Genomic DNA, 17658 nt, shown 5'->3' on the forward strand with positions numbered 1-17658 from the left:
ATGAACAGTTCGTAACAACGCCGTGTGAACGTTCACACACCGCACAGCGATCTTGAATCATGCGTGACGCCGCCACCCGAGGCGCATTCGGGGTCGACGGCCCGCGAGCCCGAATAGGGCCTCGACCGGCGCTTGGCACGCCCGGAGACGGCGGTGCGGCGAATCCTGTCGTGGGTGGACGGTACGGTCGCGGGGTGAGTGACGGGTTGTTCGACGCGCCGGGGACGGAGGACGTGGACGAGGGGTTCGTGCCGAGTGTGGCACCGATGGGTGAGGGGTTCGCGCCACTGGCCGTGCGCATGCGGCCGCGGAATCTGGATGAGGTGGTCGGGCAGCAGCATCTGCTGGGGCCGGGATCGCCGCTGCGCAGGTTGATCGAAGGGTCCGGGGCGGCGTCGGTGCTGCTGTACGGGCCGCCCGGCACCGGGAAGACGACGCTCGCCTCGCTGATTTCGCAATCGACCGGGCGGCGGTTCGAAGCGCTCTCGGCCCTGTCCGCCGGGGTGAAAGAGGTGCGCGGGGTCATCGAGCTGGCGCGGCGGCGGCTCACCGTGGGTGAGCAGACCGTGCTGTTCATCGATGAGGTGCACCGGTTTTCCAAGACCCAGCAGGACGCGCTGCTGGCGGCGGTGGAAAACCGCATCGTGTTGCTGGTCGCCGCGACCACCGAGAATCCGTCGTTCTCCGTGGTGTCGCCGCTGCTGTCGCGATCACTGGTACTACAGCTGACCTCCTTGTCGGAGGCCGATATTCGCCAGGTGCTGACCCGCGCCATCGCGGATCCGCGCGGGCTGGCGGGGGAGTACACCGTCAGCGACGAGGCGATCGAACACATCGTGCGCATCGCGGGCGGTGACGCCCGGCGCTCACTCACCGCACTCGAAGCCTCGGCCGAATCCTCCCTGGACGGGAATGTCGGCGTGGAACTGGTGGAGGCCAGCGTCGACAAGGCCGCCGTGCGCTACGACCGCGCGGGCGATCAGCACTACGACGTCATCAGCGCGTTCATCAAATCGCTGCGCGGATCCGATGTGGACGCGGCGCTGCACTATCTGGCGCGCATGATCAGCGCGGGCGAGGATCCGCGATTCATCGCCCGCCGCTTGATGATTCAGGCCAGCGAGGAAGTCGGCATGGCCGATCCGACCGCACTGCAAACCGCGGTCGCCGCCGCGCAGGTGGTGCAGCTGGTCGGCATGCCGGAGGCGCAACTGGCGCTGACCCAGGCCACCATTCATATCGCGACCGCACCCAAATCCGGTGCGGTGGTGAAGGGTATCGGCGCGGCCATGGCCGATGTGCGCGCGGGCAAAGCGGGCGCGGTGCCGCCGCACCTGCGCGATGGTCACTACGCCGGTGCGGCGGCGCTGGGCAATGCGCAGGGGTACAAATACCCGCACGATCACCCCGATGGTGTGCTGGGGCAGCAGTATCCGCCCGACGAATTGGTCGGGACGGATTACTACCACCCCACCGATCACGGCTATGAACGCGAAGTCGGCCCCCGAGTCACCAAACTCCGCCGCATAGTCCGGGGAAAGTAGGAGTCGGCTACATCGTGCCGGTGAGCGCGATGACCGCGAAGTGCGCGCCCTGCGGATCGCTCAGTACCGAGAAGCGCCCGATCGGTATATCGGTCGGTGGCACCGCGACCGAACCGCCGAGTTCGGTGGTCTTGGCGACGATGGCATCGGTATCGGCGACGGCGAAGTAGACCATCCAGTGCGAGGGCACATCGGCAGGCCAGTTCTCATCCATCTGCATCATGCCGGCGATGGAATTACCGCCGACCTTGAATTCGGTGTACGTGGTGCTGCCGAATTCCGCTGTGCTGCTTTCCCATCCGAATACGTCGGCGTAGAAAGCCTTGGCGGCGTCGATATCCCGGCAGTTCAGCTCGCTCCAGCAGTAGCTGCCGGGCTCGTTGACGATGCCCGCGCCCTTGAAGTCATACGCCTGCCAGGCGGCGATGACCGCGCCCCGGGTATCGGCGAAGACCGCCATGCGGCCCTGTTCGGGAACATCCATGGGCTCCATGAAGACCTGTCCGCCCGCGGCCTGCACGGCCTTCACGGTGGCGTCGACATCGAGCACATTGACATAGGTGGTCCAGGCGGGCGGCTGACCCTCCATCATGATCGGCATGGCGGCGGCGACCTCATTCCCCTCGGTGCCCGCGAGGGTGAACATGGTGTATCCGCCGTACTGCGGATCCGGTGAGGAATTGGCCTGCCAGCCGAACAACTCACCATAGAAATTGGAGGATGCTGCGATATCGGGGGTGGCGAGATCCACCCAGTTGGGGACTCCCGGATCGTACGAGCTCATTTGCGGCATGGCCGACTCCTCTCGGGCGGGAAAAGTACCGGCTCATGGGCCGATGAGCCGACACCGCGAGCCTAGAACTCCCTGTCCCTGATGTCCGGTCATCGATCGAACCAGCCGTGTGACCAGCCGACCACTCGGCATGGTCGGTTGCGGGTAATAGCAATGTTTCTGCGTGTCATATCGCGAGTCGGCACGAATCGACTTTTACGCGCGACACTGGTGCATAGGGTGGCGACGTCGATCCAGGTCCACCCGGCAGAACGGAGGGATTCGGTGACCGCCATGGCTGATAGACCGCAGATGCTGGTCAGTGAGTTCGAGGAGCTCGCCAAGCACCAGGGCGAAACGGTGCGGCTGGAGTTCCTGTACGGGAAGCTGGGGGTCAAGGCGGTGCCGGACGGGGACCATATCGAGATAGTGCGCTGGCTCGCACGTCGCCTGCTCCCGCTGGGTGATGAGCTCTGGCTGTATCCCGAGGTTGACCTGAAGGTCGCGAAGTATCGCAACGGGCGCGCTCGCGCGGCCGCGGTCCTGGCCCCGGACGGCTCCTTCTCCGGTCAAGGGAACTGGGTCGACGCGGATTCGGTACTCATGGTCGTCGAGGTCACCTCGTACGACTCCGATACCGACCGGCGCGACCGCGTCGAGAAGCCCCGCGCCTATGCCGAGGCAGGCATCCCGATCTACCTGCTCATCGACCGCGATACCTGCGAGACAATCGTTTACAGCCACCCCGCCGACGGCGTCTACTCCTCGCCCATGCGACTTCCGTTCGGCGCGCGCGTAGAACTGCCCGCGCCCGTGGAGATCACCCTGGACACGGACGCTCTGAAGCACTGGGTTCGATGAATTCGGTTCCACTGCAATGAAGTTCGACCCGCGCCGCCGATGCCCTCGATCTGACCCGGGAACACAACCCGCACATGGGTTTCGGGCACGGCGTCCACCACTGCCTGGGAGCGCAGTTGGCGCGCATCGAACTTCAGGTGGTGCTCGACACGCTGCTGCGGCGCTTTCCGGCACTGCGGCTGGCCGTGCCCGATGCCGAAATCCCTTGGAAGCGTGGGATGCTCGTGCGCGGGCCGAGTTCGCTCCCGGTCAGCTGGTGATCAGTCCCGGAACAGGCCGTTGTCCCGGGCGATCCGCTCGATCTCCGTCGGGGTGCCGCCCATGATCACGCGTACGTGTTCGGTGACCAGTTCGACCGGCCAGTCCCACCAGGCGGCGCGCAACAGCAGGTCGATCTCCTGGTCCGGGAAGCGTTGCTTCACCGGCTTGGCCGGATTGCCGCCGACGATCGTGTACGGGGGGACATCGGCCGTCACGACCGCACCCGTCGCGATGATCGCGCCGTCGCCGATCCGCACGCCCGGCATGATCAGCGCGTTGTAGCCGATCCACACGTCATTGCCGACGACGGTGTCACCCCTGCTCGGAATCGAGGTGAGGATGTCCATGGTGTCCTCGGCCCAGGTGCCGCCGAAAATGGTGAACGGGAACGTCGACACGCCCGCGGTGGGGTGATTCGCGCCCGCCATGATGAATCGGGTGCCGGTGGCCAGCGCGCAGTACCTGCCGATGATCAGCTTCTCCGGTCCGAACGCGTACAGCACATTCCGGGTCTCGAACTCGGTCGCCGCGTCCGGATCGTCGAAGTAGCTGTAGTCGCCGACCTCGATATTCGCCGAGGTGATGTGCGGTTTCAGGAATACGGTGCGGTCCGTGTGCGGCAGTGGATAGGGCGTCGATGGGTCCGGGATCACACTCACCCCGGCGATGGTAGCCAGCGCCGGGCGGGGGCTGAAAACCCGCTGGACCGGGACCGGTAGGCTTGACATTTGTGCAGACCCACGAGATTCGCCGACGCTTCCTGGAGCATTTCGTCCGTGCCGGACACACCGAGGTTCCCAGTGCCTCGCTGATCCTGGCCGACCCCAACCTGCTGTTCGTCAACGCGGGCATGGTCCAGTTCGTCCCGTATTTCCTCGGTCAGCAGACCCCGCCCTGGGCGACCGCGACCAGCGTGCAGAAGTGCGTGCGCACCGGCGATATCGAGAATGTCGGCATCACCACCCGGCACAACACCTTCTTCCAGATGGCGGGCAATTTCAGCTTCGGCGACTACTTCAAGCGCGAGGCCATCACCTTCGCCTGGTCGCTGCTCACCTCGCCCGTCGAGGACGGCGGCTACGGCTTCGACCCCGAAAAGCTGTGGGCCACGGTCTACCTCGACGACGATGAGGCCGAGCAGATCTGGCTCTCCATCGGTATGCCCGCCGAGCGCATCCAGCGCCGCGGTATGGCCGACAACTACTGGTCCATGGGCATTCCGGGCCCGTGCGGCCCGTGCTCGGAGATCTACTACGACCGCGGACCCGAATTCGGCATCGAGGGCGGCCCGGAGGCCGACGAGGATCGCTACCTCGAAATCTGGAACCTCGTGTTCATGCAGAACGAGCGCGGCGAAGGCCGCGGCAAGGACGATTTCGAGATCCTGGGCCCGCTGCCCAAGAAGAATATCGACACCGGCATGGGCATCGAGCGCGTCGCGTTCCTGCTGCAGGGCGTCGACAATGTCTACGAAACCGATCTGCTGCGCCCGATAATCAGCAAGGCCGAGGAACTGACCGGCCGCAACTACGGTGTCGAACACGCCGATGATGTGCGCTTCCGCGTTATCGCCGACCACGCCCGCACCGGCGCCATGCTCATCGCCGACGGTGTGAACCCGGGCAATGACGGCCGCGGCTATGTGCTGCGCCGGCTGCTGCGGCGCATCGTCCGCTCGGCGCGTCTGCTGGGTGCCGACAAGCCGGTCATGGGCGAGTTCATGAAGGTCGTCAGCGAGCTCATGGCCCCCTCGTACCCGGAGCTGGCCACCGATTTCAAGCGCATCGAAACCGTCGCCGTCGGTGAGGAGAGCGCGTTCCTGCGCACCCTGAACACCGGTTCCAAACTGTTCGACGATGCCGCCTCCGAGGTGAAGGCCCAGGGCGGCAGCAAGATCAGCGGCACCGAGGCGTTCACACTGCACGACACCTACGGCTTCCCGATCGACCTCACCCTGGAGATGGCCGCCGAGGCCGGGCTCCAGGTCGATGAGGAGGGCTTCCGCTCGCTCATGGCCGAGCAGCGCGCCCGCGCCAAGGAGGACGCCTACTCGCGCAAGCACGCGCACGCCGACCTCACCGTCTACAAGGAATTCGTCGACCGCGGCGCCACCGAATTCACCGGCTTCGACGAACTCGCCACCGAGGCAACGGTTCTCGCGCTCATCAAGGATGGCGTGCGAGTGCCGGTGGCCGAAGTCGGCCAAGACGTGGAGATCATTCTCGATCGCTCGCCGCTGTACGCCGAGTCCGGCGGTCAGATCGCCGATCGCGGTTCGATCGTGTCCTCGCACGGGCTCAAGGTGCGCGTCAACGATGTGCAGAAGATCGCCAAGACGGTATGGGTGCACAAGTCCACCGTCGAGGGTGGTCAGCTCACCGAGGGTGACACCGTGCTCGCGCAGGTCGATCCGGCCTGGCGGCACGGCGCGACCCAGGGCCACTCGGGCACCCATATGGTGCACGCCGCGCTGCGACAGGTGCTGGGCCCCAACGCCGTTCAGGCGGGCTCGCTGAACAAGCCGGGCTACCTGCGCTTCGACTTCAACTGGCAGGGCGGGCTCTCCGAACAGCAGAAGGCCGATATCGAGGCCATCTCCAACAATGCCGTCGCGGACGATTTCGCCGTGAACACCTTCGTCACCGATCTGCCGTCCGCCAAGAAGATGGGCGCGATGGCCCTGTTCGGCGAGAACTACGGCGATGAGGTGCGCGTGGTGGAGATCGGCGGACCGTTCTCCATGGAGCTGTGCGGTGGTACGCACGTGCAGCATTCCTCGCAGATCGGGCCCATCACCCTGCTGGGTGAGTCCTCGGTCGGTTCGGGTGTGCGCCGCGTGGAGGCCTTCGTCGGCCTGGACTCGTACAAGTACCTCGCCAAGGAGCGGGCGCTGCTCGCCGGTGTGGCCTCCTCGCTGAAGGTGCCCTCCGATGAGGTGCCCGCGCGCGTGGAGCAGCTCGTCGAGCGACTCAAAGTTGCCGAAAAAGAGCTGGAGCGCACCAAGATTCAGGCCGTGCTCGCACAGGCCGGAACTTTCGCCGCGCAGGCGCAGCGCGTGGGCAAGGTGCTGCTGGTGGCCGCCGCCGCTCCCGAGGGCGTCGGCGCGGGCGATCTGCGCACCCTGGTCGCCGATATCAAGGGCCGCCTGGGCGCGGAACCGGCCATCGTCGCGCTGCTCGGCAATGACGAGGGCAAGGTCCCGTTCGTCGTCGCGGTCAGCAAGCACGCCCAGGATCTGGGTGTGAAGGCGGGCGATCTGGTGCAGTCCTTCGGCCCCAGCATCAATGGCCGCGGTGGCGGCAAGCCGGAGATGGCGCAGGGCGCGGGCTCCGAACCCGCTGGTATCGAGGCCGGACTCGCGGCCTTGCGGGCGCGGGTGGCCGAGCTCGCCGGGTGATGCCCCCTTCCGAACCCTCGGATTCCCCGGGCGTCGACGGCGACGCCCGGACTCACACCGGAACACCGGGATTCGCGGTGGACCGGCCCAGCCCCTCGGATGATCCGGGTCGCGGCAGGCGGATCGCGCTCGATGTGGGCACGGTCCGCATCGGCGTGGCCTCCAGCGATCCGGACGGCCTGCTGGCCACCCCGGTCGAGACCGTGCCCAAGGCGAAGAAGATCGCGCCCGGCACCCTCGCACCCGACCTTGACCGAATTGCCGAAATTGTGCGCGAATACGAGGCTGTGGAAGTGATTGTCGGCCTTCCCCGCACCTTGCGCGGAGAGAGCGGCTCGTCGGCTAAGCTGGCGGCCACCTTCGCGGGGCGTTTGCGGACTTTGATCGCACCGGTGCCGGTGCGGCTTTCCGACGAACGTTTGACTACGGTGTCTGCTGCACGGGCGTTGCGGGACAGTGGAGTTCGCGCGCGCGGGCAGCGGTCCGTCATCGATCAGGCGGCCGCCGTGTCGATCCTGCAGGGTTGGTTGGACGAACGGAGTGCAGCATTGAAGCCGCGCGGTGATGGTGATCTTGCATGACCGACCGCTGGACGCGAGCCGAGGAACGCTACCGGCAGAGCGCTGAACGCCGTTATCGCCGTGACGACCTGGACTGGTCGGAAGTCGACGATTACGAGGACGACACCACCGTCATCCCGCGCTATGAGGATGACGAGGACGATGAGCCGATCCTGGAGCCGGAACCGCCGCGCCGCCAGGCGCCCCAGCGCGCCGAGCGCGGTCGCGGTGGCAACGGTCGTGGCGGTAATGGGCGCGGTGGTTCGCGTGCCTCGGGCAGCCGCGGCGGACAGCGTCCGCGCCGCTCCCGCGCGGCCTCGCGCAAGGCCGCCGAGCGCAAGCGGCGGCGGCGGAACCTGATCGTCATCGGCACCGTATTCGTCGTATTGTTCGTCGGCGCGGCCGGATTCGCGACCTGGAAGTTCATGAACCGGTTCACCGCCGCCGAGGATTACGCCGGCGATCCGGGACCGCTGGCCGTGGTGCAGGTCAAACCCGGTGATACCGCCACCCAGATCGCGGACACCATGTTCGCCAAGGGTGTGGTCGCCAGTAGCGCCGCCTTCTACGAGGCCGCGGTGCGCAATGACAATATGAGCTCGGTGCAGCCCGGCTACTACGCCATCGCCAGTCACAGTCGTGCCGCGGAAGCCGTTGTCGCTCTGGTGGGTAAGAACTCGCGGGTCGGCAATGTGGTCATCTCCGAGGGCCGTCAACTGCACGACTCCACCGATGTGAGCACCGGCGCGCGCAAGGACGGCATCTACCGCAAAATCGCCGACGCCAGTTGTGTCGGCACCGGTTCGGCCGCCAAATGCGTGACCTACGACCAGCTCGAGGCGGCGGGCGGCAGTGCCGATCCGAGCGTGCTCGGGGTGCCGTCGTGGGCGATGGACCGGGTGCGTCAGGTGCCCGATCGCAGTCGGCAGCTGGAGGGCCTGATCGCCGCGGGCACCCTGGATTTCGATCCGAGTGGTTCGCCCGAGCAGATCCTCAAGCAGTTGGTGACCACGAGCGCGGCGACCTACGAGTCCACCGGGATCATGAATTCCGGTGCCGCCAACGGTCTTTCGCCCTATGACACGCTGATCGGCGCATCGCTGGTGGAGCGCGAAGCGCTGCCGCAGGACATGTCCAAGGTGGCGCGGGTGATCGTGAACCGGCTCAAGGCCGATCAGAAACTGGAGTTCGACTCCACGGTGAACTACGCGCTCCCGGCCACCGAGGTCGCCACCACGGACGCCGACCGCAATAAGAAGACCCCGTGGAATACGTACGCGATGGCGGGCCTGCCCGCGACGCCCATCTCCGCACCCTCGGTGGATGCCATGCGCGCCATGGAGAAACCCGAACCGGGGAACTGGCTGTACTTCGTCACCGTCGACAAACAGGGCACCACCCTGTTCACCGACAGTTACAGCGAACATCTGCGCAATATCGAAAAGGCCAGGCAGAGTGGAATTCTCGACAGTGGACGGTGAGCGCCGCAAGGCTGCCGTACTCGGCAGCCCCATCTCGCATTCGCGCTCGCCGCAACTGCACCTGGCCGCCTATCGCGCGCTGGGCTTGGACTGGACCTATGAGCGCATCGAATGCGATGCCGAACAACTGCCCGGCCTGGTCGACGGTCTCGGCCCGGAATGGGTCGGCCTGTCGGTGACCATGCCGGGCAAGGTCGCCGCGCTCGACTACGCGACCGAGCGCACCGATCGCGCCGAATTGGTCGGCTCGGCGAATACGCTGCTGCGCATCGACAATGGCTGGCGCGCCGACTGCACCGATGTGGACGGTGTGCGCGGCGCACTCGAGGGCGCGGGCGTGAAAGAGCTCGAGAAGGCCATGGTCATCGGCGCGGGCGGCACCGCCCGCCCCGCCCTGCTGGCCCTGGCCGAACTCGGCGCGCATACGGTGACGATCGTCGCCCGCAGCCCGCGCCGCGCCGCTGACACCTTGGAACTGGCCGAACGACTTGGCCTTTCGGCCGAGGTCATCGGCTTCGATCCGGACGGTATCGGCTTCGTCTGCTCCGATATCGACGCCGTGGTCAGCACCGTCCCCGCGGCCGGAGCCGAACCCATCGCCGAAGCGGTGGCCCACGCCCCCGTGGTCCTGGACGCCATCTACAACCCCTGGCCCACCCCACTCGCCGCGGCGGTGACCCGCGCGGGCCATACCGTGGTCAGTGGCCTCGAAATGCTCCTGAACCAAGCCTACGGCCAGGTCGAACAGTTCACCGGTCAGCCCGCTCCGCGCGCCGAAATGGCTGCGGCACTACAGGACTGACCGCATCATCCGGCTGCGGTTCGAAGGCGTTCCGGAAGGTGAAGGCGTGCGGTGTCGGACCGTGCGCGCGTAGGTGATCCAGGCGTTCCATCGACTCGGCCAGCGTCGGTGTGTATCCGATCGGCACCCACCACAGCACGACGATGGCCTCCTTGACGGGGAGGAACCATTCACGGCGGCGGCGCAGGAATTCCATGTGCTCGCTGCGGTAGACGTAGTTGAACATCGCCTCGCGTGATTCCCAGACGCTGAGGTTCACCAGGATGTCCGGGTCGGCCTCGTAGGGGCGCACGGAGGTCGCGTTGTTCGAGTCGGAGTCGACCAGTCGCCAGACGAAACCGGGGGACTCGTCGGCGAGGGCGTTGATGCGATCGAGTCCGGCGTAGAACTCGGCGACCCGCGGGTCGCCCTCGGGGGCGATCATGCGGCCGATATTGAAGAGCGCGAGATGCATGACCGAACTATAACTAATCTGTGTTTGTTTTAGAAAGGCTTACGCAGCATCGGCCCGGAGCCGGATCCATACGCGCCGTCCAGCCCGCCTCGGCGGCAACGCCTTCCAGTAGTGCGAAGTTCAAACCGCAGACCAGGGGCGGGAAGTCGACCGCGAGCTGATGGAAAGGGCAGTTGCGCAGGCGAATCACCTCACCGTCCAGGTGCGGCTCATAGCCGCGCTCGCGCAGCACCTCGAGCGGATCGCGGTCCACCATGGCGGGTCCGTGCTGCGCGGCGGCCTCGGCGATCGCCGCCTCGAACCCGGCGTGTTCGGTGACCTCGGCGAGAACCGTTGCCAGGGTGCGATAGTCGCGGGCGGGCAGGCTGACCGTGAATTCGGCCTCGGCGCGCCGATAGAACTTGGCGGGCCTGCCCGAACCGGGGCCGGTCTTACCCTCGGGCCGCCGGAAAACCGCGTCCAGGAGTCCGGCCTCGGCCATCTTGTCCAGGTGGAACGCGGCCAGCGGCCGTTTGATCTCGGCGGCCTCGGCGGCTTCATCCCTGCTCACATCGTGGTTCGCGGCGGCGATGTAGTCGTACAGCCGCCTGCGAATCGGATCCTGCAGCAGGGCGACGGCTTCGATGCTCACCCTGCATTTCTAGCAGCGTGCTCGGATCGCGAGCCGGGTCGCCGGGTACCGTGCATGGTGCCGGATCGGGAAACGGATACAGTTCTAGAACCGGTTTCAGTTAGGCCGGGTCAATTCGCAGGTTAAGGTGATCATCATGAATGCGTGGGTGTTGCGCGCCGTAGGTCTGGGAGCGCTGACCGTTGTGCTGCGGACCTTGCTCGGTTTCGCGATGGTGAACTGGCCGACCAATGGCTCCTGGATGCGGATCTTGTGCCTGATCGTGCTGGTCGCGGTCGTGGTCGCCTGGGGCGTGGTGGACGGCCGGCACGACCGCCGCGCCAATCCCGATCCCGATCGCGGCGCCGATCTGACCATGCGCTGGCTCAAGGCCGCGCTCGCCGGTGGCCTCGGCGCCGGTCTGGTCGCCTGGCTCCTGGACTTCCTGCCCAAGTTCGACCTCGGCGACAACGGCCTGCTCTTCGAGATCTCTTCGGGCGCGTCGTTCATCATCCTGATGATCTTCATTCCGGCCATGATCGGTGTGGCGCTGGGCCGCTACCTGGTCGGCCGCGAGTCCAAGAAGGGCTCGGCCAACACGAACACCGTCGCCTTGAACAAGGAAACCGCCGGCGTCTGACGCCTCCGCGACGCAGAACGCCCGCGGTCGATATCGACCGCGGGCGTTCTTTTTGTATGAAACCCGGTGTGGGCGAAGCCTTTCGCTACAGGAGGATGGCGGTGCTGCCGCCCGGGGTGGCCTCGCGGGCGATGGCCGAATAGGCCGCGGCCAGCAGGGACGGATCCGGGGCTTCCAGGCGGCCCGGTTTGGCCAGACCGTCCAGCACCACGAAACGCAGCATGCCCGAGCGCGTCTTCTTATCGGTCTGCATGGTGTCCAGCAGCTGGGGGAGCGCATCGGCGTCGTAGGTGGTGGGCAGGCCGACGCTCGCCAGCACGGTGCGGTGGCGTTCGGCGGTGGCATCGTCGAGGCGCCCGGCCAGGCGGCCGAGTTCGGCGGCGAAGACCAGGCCGACCGATACCGCCGCGCCGTGACGCCAGCGGTAGCGCTCGCGGCGCTCGATGGCGTGGCCGAGGGTGTGGCCGTAGTTCAGGATTTCGCGCAGATCCGATTCCTTGAGATCGGCGGCGACCACATCGGCCTTGACCTGCACCGCGCGCCGAATCAGTTCGGGCAGCACCTCACCGGTCGGGTCGAGCGCGGCTTCGGGATCGCGTTCGATGAGTTCGAGAATGACCGGGTCGGCGATGAAACCGGCCTTGATGATCTCGGCCATGCCCGCGACGATCTCATTGCGCGGCACCGTTTCCAGCGTGGCCAGATCGACCATGACCGCGTGCGGTTCGTGGAACGAGCCGACCAGATTCTTGCCCGCCTCGGTATTGATACCGGTCTTACCGCCCACGGCCGCGTCGACCATGGCCAGCAGGGTGGTGGGCACGTGCACGATGCTCACCCCGCGCATCCAGGTGGCGGCGACGAAACCCGCGAGATCGGTGGCCGCGCCACCGCCGAGGCTGATGATGACATCCTTGCGGGTCAGCCCGATCCGGCCCAGCACCTCCCAGCAGAATCCGGCCACGGCCAGATCCTTACCGTCCTCGGCGTCCGGGATTTCGATGCGATGCGCGTCGATGCCCTTGTCCGCCAGCGCCTTGCGCACCACCTCGGCGGTCTCGGCGAGCGGCGGCTGATGGAAGATGGCGACCGTGCGCACACCATTGCGCCCGGTCACCTGCTCCACCAGATCACCCAGCAGGCCGCGCCCGATGATCACCGGATACGGATCGGCGGTGCGGACCTCGATGCGGGTCGGCTCGCTCATGGATGCTGCTCCGATTCTTCTCGTACGGATAGTTCTGCTTGCTCCCCGCGCGCCCGGGCCCGAGCCCGCCGCGCCCTGGCCCGCCGCGACCGCCCCGCCCCCGGCTCCCCGGCCACCGAACCCGGCTGTACGCCGGCGGATTCGGCCTCTCCGGCGGTTGCGGTCCCCGCCGCGGAAGTCGCGGACCCGTCCGATGCTGTCCGGCCCCGCCCACGCGATTCGGCGGCGCCGACACGCGGTTGTCCGGTCGGGCCGGGGCGGGCTACATCGCTGCCACCTGCCTGAGGGTCGGCGTCGGTCGAAACCCCGGACGCCGTGTCCCGTCCGGATTCCGCCGAGCCACCTCCGCGCCTGCGAGACCCTCGACCGCGCCGCCGCCCCCTGCTCGGGGCGGTAGTCCCGCCCGAAGCGCTGAGTTCACCTGCGGCGGTGGAGCTCTCGGCGACCGACGGGTCGGCGGCCGATGCACTGCCGCCGGTGCCATTCGCCACGCCACCACCCGAACGCTGTGGGTCGTGCCCCGGGATTGCCGACTCGGACGGACCGGTGCCCGACGCGGTGGATGATCCCGGGTCGGTGGCATTCGGTGTGGGCGCGGCGGCGGGACCTGCGGGGCGGCGGCTGCGGCGGCGCGAACGGCGGTTGCGGCGTGCGGGTTTCGAGTCCTCGGTGGCGGCGGGCGCGTCCGGCGCGGTCGCCGGGGAGTCGATGGTGGTGAGGCTGTCGTCGCGCGGGTCCGAATTCGCTTCGGACGTAGGGGTATTCGGCTGGGTGTCGGGGGATTTGTCGCCGCGTCCACGGCCGCGACGGCGGCGTCGGCGGGACCGTGTGCGGGTCGAATCGCCGGGCTCGACGATCGGGGGCGGGGTGCCGGGGGTGGTTTCCTCCTGCGGCAGTACCGATTCCAGGCCGAGCTTGGCCAGGATCATGCGGACCACGCGACCCGGGCTGCGGCCGTCGGTGCGGACGCGGACCGAGGCCACCTCGCGGTAGAGGGGGCGGCGGATCTTCATGAGTTCGCGGTATTTGGCGGCCGGATCATCGCCGTTCAGCAGCGGGCGATTGGTGCTGGCGCCGGTGCGGCGAAGTCCTTCGCCCACACTGATTTCCAGGTAGACCACGGTGCGGCCGCGCAGAATCTCGCGGGTGGCGGCGGACAGCACCGAACCGCCGCCGAGCGAGATGATGCCGTGCCCGGCCAGTACGGCCTCGCGCACCACCTGTTCCTCGATGCGGCGGAACTCCGGTTCGCCATCCTCGGCGAAGATCTCCGGAATGGTGCGGCCGGTCTGTTCCTCGATCCCGGCATCGGTGTCATACAGGTCCAGCCCGAGTTCACGAGCGAGCTTGCGGCCGATCGTCGACTTACCCGCACCGGGCGGACCGACCAGCACCACACTCAGCGGCTGGCCGGTTTCCCCGGTCACTGTGGCGCGTTGCCCGAGGGCACGTGCGGGCGCGCGTTGATTCGCTTCACATAGCTGGTGATGTTGTCGACGGTCTCGTAGAGCGAGTCGCCGCCGAACTTCTCCAGTACGGCCTGCGCCACCACGAGCGCCACCATGGCCTCGGCGACCACACCGGCCGCGGGCACCGCGCACACATCGGACCGCTGGTGAATGGCCACGGCCTCGTCACCGGTGGTCATGTCCACGGTCGAAAGCGCCCGCGGCACGGTCGAAATCGGCTTCATGGCCGCGCGCACGCGCAGTGCCTCGCCATTGGTCATACCGCCTTCGAGCCCGCCCGCGCGATTGGTCGAGCGCAGCACGCCATCCGGACCGGGCTTCATCTCATCGTGCGCCTGGCTGCCGCGCCGGCGCGCGGTCTCGAAACCGTCGCCCACCTCGACACCCTTGATGGCCTGAATTCCCATGAGCGCGCCCGCGAGTCGCGAATCCAGACGCGCCTCACCGCTGGTGAACGAGCCCAGGCCGACGGGCAGCCCCTCGATCACGACCTCGACCACACCGCCCAGGGTGTCGCCGTCCTTCTTGGCGGCCTCGATCTCGGCGATCATGGCGGCCTCGGCGTCCTTGTCGAACGAGCGCACCGGGCTCTCGTCGATAGCGTCCAGATCGGCGGCGGTCGGCACGAAACCGGTGGTGTTCGCGGCGGTTCCGATGGATACCACATGCGAGATCACCTCGACTCCGAGCGCCTGCCGCAGGAAGTTCTTGGCCACGGTGCCCGCCGCGACGCGCGCCGCGGTCTCCCGCGCGCTGGCGCGTTCGAGCACATTGCGGGCGTCGTCGAAGCCGTACTTGAGCATGCCCGAGTAATCGGCGTGCCCGGGCCGCGGCCGGGTGAGCGGCGCATTGCGCGCGAGTTCGGCGAGTTCGGCCTCGTCCACCGGATCGGCGGACATGACCTGGGTCCACTTGGGCCATTCGGAATTGGCGACCTCGATGGCGATCGGCCCGCCCATGCTGCGGCCGTGGCGCACGCCACCGACCAGGGTGACCACATCGGCCTCGAACTTCATTCGAGCGCCGCGCCCGTAGCCCAGGCGCCGGCGGGCCAATTGCGCCGCGACATCGGCAGAGCTCACCTCGACACCGGCCACCATCCCCTCGAGGATCGTGACGAGAGCGGGGCCATGGGATTCTCCGGCAGTTATCCAGCGCAACACGGGTTACATCCTTCCATGTCAATGCGCCTGCCCGGACACGTGGTCCGCGCATGACGCTCATCACCGTGTGGCAAGCAGCGCAAGCACACTCGCCGCGCACATGGCCGGGCCGTGTGCGACGGTACCGATCGCGCCGCCGGAAAACGTTCCGGCCGGTAGCTTCGGTCCGGGCATAGTGCCCGGTCGGACCGCTGTCGCGGCGATCGAGCCGACCCCGGCGAGGGCGGTGAGCACCGGTGCGGCCAGCGCCGCCCAGACCCAGCACTGTGCGCCGCCGAGCGCGGTGGCGGCACCCAGCGCTAGGGCGAGTTTCACATCCCCGGCCCCGAGCGCCCCGGGTGCGCAGAGATGTACCAGTAGATAGGGAACCGCCAGGAGCAGCGCCCCGAGCACCGCGAGTGTGCCGCGCCCGGTGACGAATCCGTATCCGAGCACCGCGACGGCCCCGGGCAGGGTGAGCAGATTCGGCAGCCGATGCGCCCGCAGATCGAAGTAGCTCAGCAGTGCGCACCAGATCGCGAGGATGAACAGCGGCAGCGATTCCATACTTTCGAGCCTGCTCCCCGAGACGCCGCCGCGGGCCGCGGAATCACGAAATGTGGAGAACCACTTGACATGTGAACAACCAGGCTTTCTCCTACACCCGCCGATCAACGTGTTGCGTGTCGGTGTTGCGGCGTGTCGACGGTAGCTTGGACGCATGTCTGCTGCTCCCGATCCGGGCGCGCGCCCCAATTACGCGCAGCGCCGGGCCAACCTGCGCAACCTGCTCGTCGAGAACCGCGTCGATGCCCTACTGGTCACGGATCTGATCAATATCCGCTACCTCACCGGCTTCACCGGATCGAATGCCGCGCTACTGGTCTATGCCTGGAGCAGCGATGCCGAGCGCACCGTCATCTGCACCGACGGTCGCTACATCACCCAGGTCGGCGAACAGGTGCCCGATCTGCGCGCCGAGATCAATCGCGCCAGCGCGCGCCGCGTGGTCGAGATAGCGGGGGAGTGGCAGACCGGCCGCGTCGGCTTCGAAAGCCATATCGTCACCTTCGAACAGCATCGCGGTTTCGTCTCCCAGGCCACCGGCTTGGATCTGGTCCCGGTCTCGGGACTGGTCGAACAGTTGCGCATGGTGAAGGACGCCTTCGAGGTCGGCCGTCTGCAGGCCGCGTGTGATGCCGCCGATGTGGCCCTGGCGACCCTGCTCGAGCGCGGTGGCCTGCGTCCCGGCCGCACCGAACGCCAGGTGGCGCGCGAGTTGGAATGGCTCATGTTCGAGCACGGCGCGGATGCGGTCGCCTTCGAGACCATCGTGGCCGCGGGCGCGAATTCGGCCGTCCCGCACCATCGTCCGACCGATGCGGTGCTGGCCCAGGGCGATTTCGTGAAGCTGGATTTCGGCGCGATGGTCGACGGCTATCACTCGGATATGACCCGCACCTATGTGCTGGGTCAGCCCTCGGACTGGCAGCGCGAGATCTACGACCTGGTGTACGCCGCGCAGAAAGCGGGCCGCGAAGCCCTGACCCCCGGTGTCTCCACCCGCGCGGTGGACGCCGCCGCCCGCTCGGTCATCGAGGCGGCGGGCCACGGTGAACTCTTCGTGCACGGTCTCGGGCACGGGGTCGGCCTGCAGATTCATGAAGCGCCCGGAATCGCCAAAACCGGCACGGGTACACTTCTCGATGGCGTGGCGGTGACCGTCGAGCCAGGTGTGTATTTCCCCGGCCGCGGCGGAGTCCGGATCGAGGATACGCTCGTGGTTCGCCAGGGGGGCCCGGAGCTGCTCACCCGCACCAGCAAAGACCTGACCGTCGTCGACTGACGCCGGTTGACCGACAAACAGGAGATCGCAGGACAGTGGCGGACACCAGTGACTTCAAGAACGGCCTCGTGCTGAAGATCGACAATCAGCTGCAGCAGATCGTCGAATTCCAGCATGTCAAGCCGGGTAAGGGTCCCGCCTTCGTGCGTACCAAGCTGAAGAACGTCGTCTCGGGCAAGGTCGTGGACAAGACCTTCAACGCGGGCGTCAAGGTGGAGACCGCGACCGTCGACCGTCGCGATATGACCTACCTGTACCACGACGGCTCAGACTTCATCTTCATGGATGGCGAGACCTACGACCAGATTCACCTGCAGGAAGGCACCATCGGCAAGAACGCCGGCTTCCTGCTGGAGAACATGCAGGTCCAGATCGCGATGCACGAGGGCGAGGCGCTGTTCGTCGAGCTCCCCGTCGCCATCGACGTCATCGTCACCCACACCGAGCCGGGCCTGCAGGGTGACCGCTCCAGCGCGGGCACCAAGCCCGCCACCGTGGAGACCGGCGCCGAGATCCAGGTGCCGCTGTTCATCAACCAGGGTGACAAGCTGCGCGTGGATACCCGCGACGGTTCCTACATCAGCCGCGTCAACTCCTGACGCGCGGATAATG

The 17658-nt window shown here is 67.2% G+C and carries 16 protein-coding genes and 2 pseudogenes; 10 read left to right on the forward strand and 8 right to left on the reverse strand.

Annotated features, from left to right (window positions below; all coding sequences use genetic code 11):
• Nucleotides 1-233: 233 nt before the first annotated feature.
• A complete protein-coding gene (locus AB0L82_RS07560; RefSeq protein WP_364632833.1) occupies nucleotides 234-1544 on the forward strand; it encodes a replication-associated recombination protein A in 1311 nt (436 codons plus the stop codon).
• A gap of 7 nt (nucleotides 1545-1551) precedes the next feature.
• Here AB0L82_RS07560 and AB0L82_RS07565 read toward each other — a convergent pair whose 3' ends face one another.
• Nucleotides 1552-2337 (reverse strand): VOC family protein, encoded by a 786-nt coding sequence (locus AB0L82_RS07565; protein WP_364632400.1) that lies wholly within the window; start codon nucleotides 2335-2337, stop codon nucleotides 1552-1554.
• Between the two features lie 273 nt (nucleotides 2338-2610).
• On the opposite strand from AB0L82_RS07565, the gene AB0L82_RS07570 reads away from it, so the two are divergent.
• Both AB0L82_RS07570 and AB0L82_RS07575 read left to right on the forward strand, forming a co-directional pair.
• Nucleotides 2611-3177 carry a Uma2 family endonuclease gene (locus AB0L82_RS07570; RefSeq protein WP_364632402.1) on the forward strand — a complete coding sequence of 189 codons (567 nt, stop codon included), beginning with the start codon at nucleotides 2611-2613 and terminating at the stop codon, nucleotides 3175-3177.
• A 38-nt stretch (nucleotides 3178-3215) separates the two neighbouring features.
• Nucleotides 3216-3437 (forward strand): annotated as a pseudogene (locus AB0L82_RS07575) (cytochrome P450); the annotation flags it as partial.
• Here the strand turns inward: AB0L82_RS07575 and AB0L82_RS07580 are convergent.
• Nucleotides 3438-4097, reverse strand: a complete 660-nt coding sequence (locus AB0L82_RS07580) for a CatB-related O-acetyltransferase (RefSeq protein ID WP_364632404.1) — start codon at nucleotides 4095-4097, stop codon at nucleotides 3438-3440. It abuts the pseudogene before it with no gap.
• A 71-nt stretch (nucleotides 4098-4168) separates the two neighbouring features.
• Between AB0L82_RS07580 and alaS the strand changes: the two genes are divergently transcribed.
• From alaS to AB0L82_RS07600, 4 genes are all read left to right on the forward strand, one after another.
• Complete coding sequence (gene alaS / locus AB0L82_RS07585; RefSeq protein ID WP_364632406.1) at nucleotides 4169-6835, forward strand: alanine--tRNA ligase; 2667 nt, start codon at nucleotides 4169-4171, stop codon at nucleotides 6833-6835.
• Between the two features lie 77 nt (nucleotides 6836-6912).
• Nucleotides 6913-7416, forward strand: coding sequence for a Holliday junction resolvase RuvX (gene ruvX, locus AB0L82_RS07590; RefSeq protein WP_364632408.1), 504 nt, complete (start codon nucleotides 6913-6915; stop codon nucleotides 7414-7416).
• On the forward strand, nucleotides 7413-8876 hold the full coding sequence (locus tag AB0L82_RS07595; protein WP_364632410.1) for an endolytic transglycosylase MltG: 1464 nt from the start codon (nucleotides 7413-7415) through the stop codon (nucleotides 8874-8876). The genes ruvX and AB0L82_RS07595 overlap by 4 nt, the downstream gene beginning before the upstream one ends.
• On the forward strand, nucleotides 8851-9678 hold the full coding sequence (locus AB0L82_RS07600) for a shikimate dehydrogenase (protein WP_364632412.1): 828 nt from the start codon (nucleotides 8851-8853) through the stop codon (nucleotides 9676-9678). Before AB0L82_RS07595 ends, AB0L82_RS07600 begins: the two co-directional genes overlap by 26 nt.
• Here the strand turns inward: AB0L82_RS07600 and AB0L82_RS07605 are convergent.
• The gene (locus tag AB0L82_RS07605; protein WP_364632414.1) at nucleotides 9626-10132 is read right to left on the reverse strand and encodes a DUF3291 domain-containing protein; all 507 of its coding nucleotides are present in this window, start codon (nucleotides 10130-10132) and stop codon (nucleotides 9626-9628) included. The genes AB0L82_RS07600 and AB0L82_RS07605 overlap by 53 nt on opposite strands.
• 13 nt (nucleotides 10133-10145) lie before the next feature.
• Entirely contained in the window at nucleotides 10146-10763 is a 618-nt protein-coding gene (locus tag AB0L82_RS07610) for a transcriptional regulator (protein WP_364632416.1), read from the reverse strand.
• A 136-nt stretch (nucleotides 10764-10899) separates the two neighbouring features.
• On the opposite strand from AB0L82_RS07610, the gene AB0L82_RS07615 reads away from it, so the two are divergent.
• Nucleotides 10900-11382, forward strand: coding sequence for a B-4DMT family transporter (locus tag AB0L82_RS07615; protein WP_364632418.1), 483 nt, complete (start codon nucleotides 10900-10902; stop codon nucleotides 11380-11382).
• A gap of 85 nt (nucleotides 11383-11467) precedes the next feature.
• On the opposite strand, the gene aroB is transcribed toward AB0L82_RS07615, so the two are convergent.
• From aroB to AB0L82_RS07635, 4 genes and pseudogenes are all read right to left on the reverse strand, one after another.
• Nucleotides 11468-12589 carry a 3-dehydroquinate synthase gene (gene aroB, locus AB0L82_RS07620; protein ID WP_364632420.1) on the reverse strand — a complete coding sequence of 374 codons (1122 nt, stop codon included), beginning with the start codon at nucleotides 12587-12589 and terminating at the stop codon, nucleotides 11468-11470.
• Between the two features lie 911 nt (nucleotides 12590-13500).
• Nucleotides 13501-13992 (reverse strand): annotated as a pseudogene (locus AB0L82_RS07625) (shikimate kinase); the annotation flags it as partial.
• A gap of 20 nt (nucleotides 13993-14012) precedes the next feature.
• Complete coding sequence (gene aroC, locus AB0L82_RS07630; RefSeq protein ID WP_364632422.1) at nucleotides 14013-15221, reverse strand: chorismate synthase; 1209 nt, start codon at nucleotides 15219-15221, stop codon at nucleotides 14013-14015.
• 60 nt (nucleotides 15222-15281) lie between these two features.
• Nucleotides 15282-15767: a prepilin peptidase gene (locus AB0L82_RS07635; RefSeq protein WP_364632424.1), complete on the reverse strand. Its 486-nt coding sequence runs from the start codon at nucleotides 15765-15767 to the stop codon at nucleotides 15282-15284.
• A gap of 154 nt (nucleotides 15768-15921) precedes the next feature.
• Here AB0L82_RS07635 and AB0L82_RS07640 point away from each other — a divergent pair, with 154 nt between their 5' ends.
• Both AB0L82_RS07640 and efp read left to right on the forward strand, forming a co-directional pair.
• The gene (locus tag AB0L82_RS07640) at nucleotides 15922-17046 is read left to right on the forward strand and encodes a Xaa-Pro peptidase family protein (RefSeq protein ID WP_364632426.1); all 1125 of its coding nucleotides are present in this window, start codon (nucleotides 15922-15924) and stop codon (nucleotides 17044-17046) included.
• 35 nt (nucleotides 17047-17081) lie between these two features.
• Nucleotides 17082-17645: an elongation factor P gene (efp, locus tag AB0L82_RS07645; protein WP_364632428.1), complete on the forward strand. Its 564-nt coding sequence runs from the start codon at nucleotides 17082-17084 to the stop codon at nucleotides 17643-17645.
• The last annotated feature ends 13 nt before the right edge of the window (nucleotides 17646-17658 follow it).

Origin of the sequence: Nocardia sp. NPDC052001, from assembly GCF_040680615.1 — a bacterium.
In the GTDB taxonomy this organism is placed as follows: domain Bacteria; phylum Actinomycetota; class Actinomycetes; order Mycobacteriales; family Mycobacteriaceae; genus Nocardia.